Genomic DNA, 7,081 nt, shown 5'->3' with positions numbered 1-7,081 from the left:
GGTATCCGTAGCCGGGCTGGGGTGCGGGGTGCGGGTATCCGTAACCTTGCGGTGCCGGGCCCCAGTTGGGCCCGCTGGGTCCGCCCTGGGAGGGGCCGCCGGCATAAGGATTGGGCTGCTGCTCACTCATACGGCCGATCCTTGCACAGCGGCCCCGGGCGTCAGAACGCGGCGGCGGCGAGACCGAAGTAGCGGCCCTCGATCTGCTTCTGGTCGTCCGTCACCGGGACCAGCGAGTAGACCAGGCTGCGGCGCAGGTCGCGGGTGGCGAAGGCGCCGTTGACGTAGCCGCCGTAGCTGCCGGTCTTGCCCCAGACCTCCGTACCGTCGGGCAGCTTGTAGTACTGCACCCCGGCCCGGCTGAACCCGCGTTCGGCATGGGCCGGCATCTCGAACACCAGCTTCTGCTGCGCGGGCGGCAGCAGCCGGCCCCGCAGGAGGCTGCTCAGGAACCGCTCCAGGTCGGGGGCGTTGGAGACCATCCCGCCCTCGGCCCAGGCCCAGGGGTCGGCCGGAGGCAGGTCGGCCAGCGCGTCGTCGGGCAGGGAGGTGTCGCCCTTCGCCGGCAGGTAGGTGTGGCGCAGGCCGAGCGGGCGGACGATCCGGCGGTTCAGCTCCTGGGTGTACGTGTGGCCGGTGACCTTTTCGACGACCATGCCGAGCAGGTGGTAGTTGGACCCCATGTAGATCTGGGTGATCCGGTCCCCGGTGACGGGCTCCCCGGCCTGCGGGCAGTCGGTGAACGTCTTGACGAACTCCTCCGGGGTGTACGAGCGGCCCTGCTCGTAGCAGGCGGGGCGGGGCAGTCCGCTGGTGTGGCTGAGCAGCTGCTCGATCGTGATGGGTGCCCAGTGGGCGGGCAGGGTGCCGGGGAGGACCTCCTGGACCGGGGTGTCCATGGCGATGCGGCCCTCGGCGACGAGCTGGAGGGTGAGGGTGGAGGTGAACAGCTTGGTGATGCTGCCGATCCGGAACGAGGCCTCCGGGTCGGCGGAGACGTTCCCCGCGGCCCCGGTCCACCGCCCGTCGCGTCCCCCGACCCGGGCCATGGCCCCGGCCAGGACGCCGTCGGGCAGGTTCCCGAGCGCGGCCCGGAGCTTGGCGGGGTCGACCGGCTCCCGCACGGTCCCGGTCACGGGCCGCTCGGCGGCCTGGGCGGGCACCGCGGCGCCCGCGGCCACCCCGAGAAGGGCCGCACCGGCGGCCAGGGCGGTGATCCAACGTCCGTACGTCTTCGGCGATTTCGTCATGCGACAAGTCTCGCCGCCCATGATCACCCGGCCATCGGGGCCACCCCCGATCCGCCCCTGAGAGGCCCCCTGGGGGCTACTCGGCTTCGGGCCCGGGCCGTGCGGCGGCGAGGATCTCCTGGACGTCCAGCGTCACCTCGGCGCCGAGGGAGTCGGGCAGGGTGACGATCTCGTCACTTCGAGGACGAGCCTGAAGCGGATGCCGGGCCTTTCATCAGAAGGGACGAAAGCCCCGCCCCCGGTGCACAGGACCGGGGGCGGGGCTTTCGTCAGGCCTGGGCGGCCGACCGCCAGGTCAGAAGCGGCGCGTGATCAGAGCGCGCTTGACTTCCTGGATGGCCTTGGTGACCTCGATGCCACGGGGGCACGCGTCGGTGCAGTTGAACGTGGTGCGGCAGCGCCACACGCCGTCCTTGTCGTTCAGGATCTCCAGGCGCTGCTCGCCCGCCTCGTCCCGGCTGTCGAAGATGAAGCGGTGGGCGTTCACGATCGCCGCCGGGCCGAAGTACTGGCCGTCGTTCCAGAACACCGGGCACGACGAGGTGCACGCCGCGCACAGGATGCACTTGGTCGTGTCGTCGAAGCGCTCGCGGTCCTCCGGGGACTGCCGGCGCTCGCGCGTCGGCTCGTTGCCCTTGGTGACCAGGAACGGCATGACGTCGCGGTACGCCTGGAAGAAGGGCTCCATGTCGACCACGAGGTCCTTCATCACCGTCAGGCCCTTGATGGCCTCGACGGTGATCGGCTTCTCCGGGTTGATGTCCTTGATCAGCGTCTTGCAGGCGAGCCTGTTCTTGCCGTTGATCCGCATCGCGTCGGAGCCGCAGATGCCGTGCGCGCAGGAGCGGCGGAAGGTGAGCGTGCCGTCCAGGTTCCACTTGATCTTGTGGAGACCGTCGAGCACGCGCTCCTTCGGGTCGATCTCGATCTGGAAGTCCTGCCACTCCGCCTGGTCGGAGACCTCGGGGTTGAAGCGGCGGATCCGGAAGGTGACCGTGATGTAGGGGGAGGCGGCGGCCTCCGCCTCCACCTTGTCGAGGGTCGGGGTAGCCATCAGTACTTACGCTCCATCGGCTGGTAGCGGGTGGTGACGACGGGCTTGTAGTCGAGCCGGACGGAGTCCTTGCCGTCGGCCGCCACCTCGCGGTACGCCATGGTGTGGCGCATGAAGTTGACGTCGTCGCGGTTCGGGTAGTCCTCGCGGTAGTGACCGCCGCGGGACTCCTTGCGGGCGAGGGCGGAGACCGCCATGACCTCGGCCAGGTCGAGCAGGTTGCCCAGCTCGATGGCCTCCAGGAGGTCGGTGTTGAACCGCTTGCCCTTGTCCTGGATCGCGACGTTCTTGTAACGCTCGCGCAGCTCCGCGATCTTCTCGACCGCGGTCTTGATGGTCTGCTCCGTGCGGAACACCATCACGTTCGCGTCCATCGTCTCCTGGAGCTCGGTGCGCAGGTCGGCGACCCGCTCCGTGCCCGTGGAGGAGCGCAGCCGCTCGATGAGGTCCTCGACGAGGCCCGCCGGGTTCTCCGGCAGCTCGACGAAGTCGGCCTCGGCCGCGTACTTGGCCGCCGCGATGCCCGACCGCTTGCCGAACACGTTGATGTCCAGCAGCGAGTTGGTGCCCAGGCGGTTGGCGCCGTGCACCGACACGCACGCGACCTCGCCGGCCGCGTACAGGCCGGGGACGACGGTGGTGTTGTCCGCCAGGACCTCACCCTCGACGTTGGTCGGGATGCCGCCCATGGCGTAGTGCGCGGTGGGCTGGATCGGGATCGGGTCCGTGTAGGGCTCGATGCCGAGGTAGGTGCGCGCGAACTCGGTGATGTCCGGCAGCTTGGCGTCGAGCTGCTCCGGCGGGAGGTGCGTCAGGTCCAGGTAGACGTGGTCGCCCTCGGGACCGCAGCCGCGGCCCTCGCGGATCTCCGTGTAGATGGAGCGGGAGACGACGTCACGGGACGCGAGGTCCTTCATGACCGGCGCGTACTTCTCCATGAAGCGCTCGCCGTCCTTGTTGCGGAGGATGCCGCCCTCACCACGGGCGCCCTCCGTCAGCAGGATGCCCATGCGCCAGATGCCCGTCGGGTGGAACTGGAAGAACTCCATGTCCTCCAGCGGCAGGCCGCGGCGGTAGCAGGCCGCCTGGCCGTCACCCGTGAGGGTGTGCGCGTTCGAGGTCACCTTGAAGAACTTGCCGGTGCCGCCGGAGGCGTAGATGACGGCCTTCGCCTGGAAGACGTGGATCTCGCCGGTGGCCAGCTCGTACGCCACGACGCCCGCGGAGTGCTTGACCCCGTCGACCTCGGTGATCAGCTGGTCCAGGACGTAGAACTCGTTGAAGAACTCCACGCCCTCCTTGACGCAGTTCTGGTACAGCGTCTGGAGGATCATGTGACCGGTGCGGTCGGCCGCGTAGCAGGAGCGGCGGACCGGGGCCTCGCCGTGGTTGCGGCTGTGGCCGCCGAAGCGGCGCTGGTCGATGGTGCCGTCCGGGGTCCGGTTGAACGGCAGGCCCATCTTCTCCAGGTCGAGGACGGCGTCGATGGCCTCCTTCGCCAGGATCTCGGCGGCGTCCTGGTCGACCAGGTAGTCACCACCCTTGACCGTGTCGAAGGTGTGCCACTCCCAGTTGTCCTCCTCCACGTTGGCCAGCGCGGCGGCCATGCCGCCCTGCGCGGCGCCCGTGTGGGAGCGGGTGGGGTAGAGCTTCGTCAGCACGGCGGTGCGGCTGCGCTTGGTCGCCTCGATGGCGGCGCGCATGCCCGCGCCGCCGGCGCCGACGATGACGGTGTCGTACTTGTGGATCTTCATGAGATTTTTCGCCTCAGCCCCGTTGCCTAGCGGATGTTCGGGTCGAAGGTGAAGATCACCAGCGTGCCCAGAAGGATGGTGAACACCGTGGCGGTGTAGAGCAGGCCCTTCAGCCACAGCCGCGTGTTGGCGCGCTCCGCGTAGTCGTTGATGACGGTACGCAGGCCGTTGGCGCCGTGCAGCATCGCCAGCCACAGCATCAGCAGGTCCCAGACCTGCCAGAACGGCGAGGCCCAGCGGCCGGCCACGAAGGCGAAGCCGATCTTGGACACGCCGCCGTCCAGCACGAGCTGGATCAGCAGGTGGCCGATGACCAGGACGACCAGGACGATGCCCGAGAGGCGCATGAAGAGCCACGCGGCCATCTCGAAGTTGCCGCGGGTGGTGCGGGGCGTCTTGGAGGTGCGCTTGCGCGGGGCCTCGATGTATGGCGCCGGGTTGTCGACGTCGTACAGGCTCGCGCCCTGGACCTCACCGATGGCGGAAGAAGAGGTGTCAGCAGACATCGGCGTCACTTCCCGAACAGTTCAGCAGCCGCGTGGCCGAGCACGGGGTAAAGGGCCCCGACCATCAGCACGACCCAGACGCCCACGACGGTCCAGAGCATCTGCTTCTGGTAGCGCGGGCCCTTGGACCAGAAGTCCACGGCGATGACACGGAGACCGTTGAGCGCGTGGAAGAGGATGGCGGCCACGAGGCCGTACTCCAGGCACGCGACGATCGGAGTCTTGTAGGTGGCCACGACGTCGTCGTACGCCTCGGGCGAGACGCGGACGAGAGCGGTGTCGAGGACGTGTACGAACAGGAAGAAGAAGATGAGGACGCCGGTGACTCGGTGAGCCACCCAGGACCACATTCCTTCCCGGCCGCGGTACAACGTTCCAGCCGGCACGGAAAAACCCTCCGGAAGCGGGGCGGGGGCCTGCCGGCTTCGTTGTCGGTCGGCCCGGCCGGGTACGGTCCACCGGCCCCGGACATCGTAGCGACGAGTTGTCGGTTCCTTCGCGCGGGGTCCATCGGTGTGATCAAAGAGGCACGGACGGCCTACCCTACGGGGGCAAACCGCACCAATTCGGGTGCACCTGAGGGATCTGCGCCCTTCTCGGCCCCGGGTGCGACGGAGAGCTCCACGAGCCGTGCCAGCCGGGCCCCGGCCAGCCGCCTCAGCTCGTCCGCCGCGACCGCCCGCTCCTCCTCCGGGCTGTTGCCCAGGCGTGACTGGATCCCGCTGAGCACCGCGTCGGTGTGCTCCTGCGGCGGGACCCCGGCCAGGCAGATGACGAAGGCGTGCCCGAAGAGGCGTTCGTACTCCGCGTGGGCCGCGTGCAGGGCGAGCTGGGCGGCGTACGGGGCCCGGTGGTCCAGGTCCGACGGGTCCTCGGCGGCCAGCGCCCCGGCCAGCTCCTGGGGGGACAGGTCGTACGAGGCCTCGGAGGCGGCGGCCAGCAGTGCGTCCAGGTCCGGGTACGGGCGGTGCGCGGCCACCCGGTGCGCCCAGCGCGGACTGGCGCAGCAGTGGCGCAGCAGTTCCTCGGCCGCCTCGGCGGGGCAGGCGTTGAACCGGACCAGCCAGGGGCCACTGATGCCGCGGACCTGTGCCGGAAGGTGGCTGGACAGCGGTGGCTCCTCGGGGCGGGACGCGGAAGACTCCGGGGCACGGGTCGTCCGGACACGGAAGATCGCCACCACGCTAGCGAGGCGGGCGCGGGGCTGCCGTACTCATGGGCGGATTTCACCCGGAAGAGAGGGGAGGGGGAGGTGAGGCGCGTGCGAAGCGGGGGAAGGGGGCGCTGCGGCCCCGGCCCGGCATGGCCGACCATGGATGACGACCGAGGCCGCCACCCCCCACAGGAGAGGCCCCGGTCGCCGTCCGGCACGGGCTCGTGCGACAAGCCCGTACCCCTGTCAGCGCCGCGAGTGCGTTTTGTGTCACACCCCGCTGTGCACAGGGTTCGTTGCTGGTTGTACAACTCATGGACGAGAGGAGCGTGAAACCCTTAACGTGCTGATTTGCGCCACACGTACAGGACAGTGAACGGGTTGGGGACTTTGCTGGGGGACGACGCGGAGCTGACCGCCGCGGTGCTCGCGGCACAGGGCGGCGACGACACCGCCTTCCGTGCCGTGTACCGAGCCGTGCACCCCCGCCTGCTCGGGTACGCACGGACGCTGGTCGGCGACATGGATGCCGAGGACGTGACCTCCGAGGCCTGGCTGCAGATCGCCCGTGACCTCGACACCTTCACGGGGGACGCCGACCGCTTCCGCGGCTGGGCGGCAAGGATCACCCGCAACCGGGCCCTCGACCACATCCGCATGCGGGGCCGGCGCCCCGCGGTCGGCGGGGACGAGACCGAGCTCACGGGCCGCGCGGCCGACAGCGACACCGCGGGCGAGGCCATGGAATCCGTGGCCACCGGCCACACGATGCGGCTGATCGCGCGGCTCCCGCAGGACCAGGCCGAGGCCGTGGTGCTGCGCGTCGTGGTGGGGCTGGACGCCAAGAGCGCGGCCGAGGCCCTGGGCAAGCGGCCCGGCGCGGTCCGTACGGCGGCCCACCGTGGCCTGAAGAAGCTGGCGGAACTCCTCGGCGCGGAAACCGCAGGAGAAGTCAGCCATAATTCCCAGGGCCGCCCCGGGGAACTCGACGCCGTCCCGGCGCAGCGCGGTCCGGGCGGTGAACTCGTAGAACAAACCGGTGTGACGCATTCACGTTGGCGGACGCAGAGGGACATGTGATGGCCGACGAGGGCAACAGCTGGCTGGACACAGCCGCGGCGGAGAACCTGCTGCGCGGCGATCCGGCCGGACCTGTCGCCGATCCCCGTGCCCGGGCCGATGCCGCCCGGCTGCGTGGCGCGCTCGACTCCCTCACCCCGCGCACCCCGCCCGAGGGCGGTCCGGAACTGCCGGGCGAGGCAGCCGCAGTCGCCGCGTTCCGCGCTGCGCGCGAACGGCGGGAACCGGCCACCGGCGCGACCGGGGCCGCCGCGGCCCCCTCCCTGTCCGCCCGTCCCTTATAC

Annotated in this window: 7 protein-coding genes and 1 pseudogene; 2 read left to right on the top strand and 6 right to left on the bottom strand. The window is 70.1% G+C overall.

Going from position 1 to position 7,081, the window contains the following annotated elements; translation table 11 throughout:
• Nucleotides 1-161: 161 nt before the first annotated feature.
• The 6 genes from EF918_RS30075 to EF918_RS30050 all read right to left on the bottom strand — a co-directional run bounded on the left by EF918_RS30075 (nucleotide 162) and on the right by EF918_RS30050 (nucleotide 5,744).
• Nucleotides 162-1,250, bottom strand: coding sequence for a serine hydrolase (locus EF918_RS30075; RefSeq protein ID WP_125652088.1), 1,089 nt, complete (start codon nucleotides 1,248-1,250; stop codon nucleotides 162-164).
• 295 nt (nucleotides 1,251-1,545) lie between these two features.
• Nucleotides 1,546-2,304, bottom strand: coding sequence for a succinate dehydrogenase iron-sulfur subunit (locus tag EF918_RS30070; RefSeq protein ID WP_125652087.1), 759 nt, complete (start codon nucleotides 2,302-2,304; stop codon nucleotides 1,546-1,548).
• Nucleotides 2,304-4,058, bottom strand: coding sequence for a succinate dehydrogenase flavoprotein subunit (gene sdhA / locus EF918_RS30065; protein WP_125652086.1), 1,755 nt, complete (start codon nucleotides 4,056-4,058; stop codon nucleotides 2,304-2,306). The genes EF918_RS30070 and sdhA overlap by 1 nt, the downstream gene beginning before the upstream one ends.
• A gap of 26 nt (nucleotides 4,059-4,084) precedes the next feature.
• Nucleotides 4,085-4,564, bottom strand: coding sequence for a succinate dehydrogenase hydrophobic membrane anchor subunit (locus EF918_RS30060; protein ID WP_125652085.1), 480 nt, complete (start codon nucleotides 4,562-4,564; stop codon nucleotides 4,085-4,087).
• Nucleotides 4,565-4,569: 5 nt separating this feature from the next.
• The gene (gene sdhC / locus EF918_RS30055; protein ID WP_125652084.1) at nucleotides 4,570-4,950 is read right to left on the bottom strand and encodes a succinate dehydrogenase, cytochrome b556 subunit; all 381 of its coding nucleotides are present in this window, start codon (nucleotides 4,948-4,950) and stop codon (nucleotides 4,570-4,572) included.
• Between the two features lie 152 nt (nucleotides 4,951-5,102).
• On the bottom strand, nucleotides 5,103-5,744 hold the full coding sequence (locus EF918_RS30050; protein WP_312847877.1) for a 2-oxo-4-hydroxy-4-carboxy-5-ureidoimidazoline decarboxylase: 642 nt from the start codon (nucleotides 5,742-5,744) through the stop codon (nucleotides 5,103-5,105).
• 363 nt (nucleotides 5,745-6,107) lie between these two features.
• Here EF918_RS30050 and EF918_RS30045 point away from each other — a divergent pair, with 363 nt between their 5' ends.
• Both EF918_RS30045 and EF918_RS30040 read left to right on the top strand, forming a co-directional pair.
• Nucleotides 6,108-6,797 carry an RNA polymerase sigma factor gene (locus tag EF918_RS30045; protein ID WP_125652089.1) on the top strand — a complete coding sequence of 230 codons (690 nt, stop codon included), beginning with the start codon at nucleotides 6,108-6,110 and terminating at the stop codon, nucleotides 6,795-6,797.
• Nucleotides 6,797-7,081: pseudogene (locus tag EF918_RS30040) on the top strand (hypothetical protein); the annotation flags it as partial. The gene EF918_RS30045 and the pseudogene EF918_RS30040, both read left to right, overlap by 1 nt.

Source organism: Streptomyces sp. WAC06614 (assembly GCF_003949795.1).
Taxonomy (GTDB): domain Bacteria; phylum Actinomycetota; class Actinomycetes; order Streptomycetales; family Streptomycetaceae; genus Streptomyces.
This window is presented reverse-complemented; position numbering and strand designations above follow the sequence as displayed.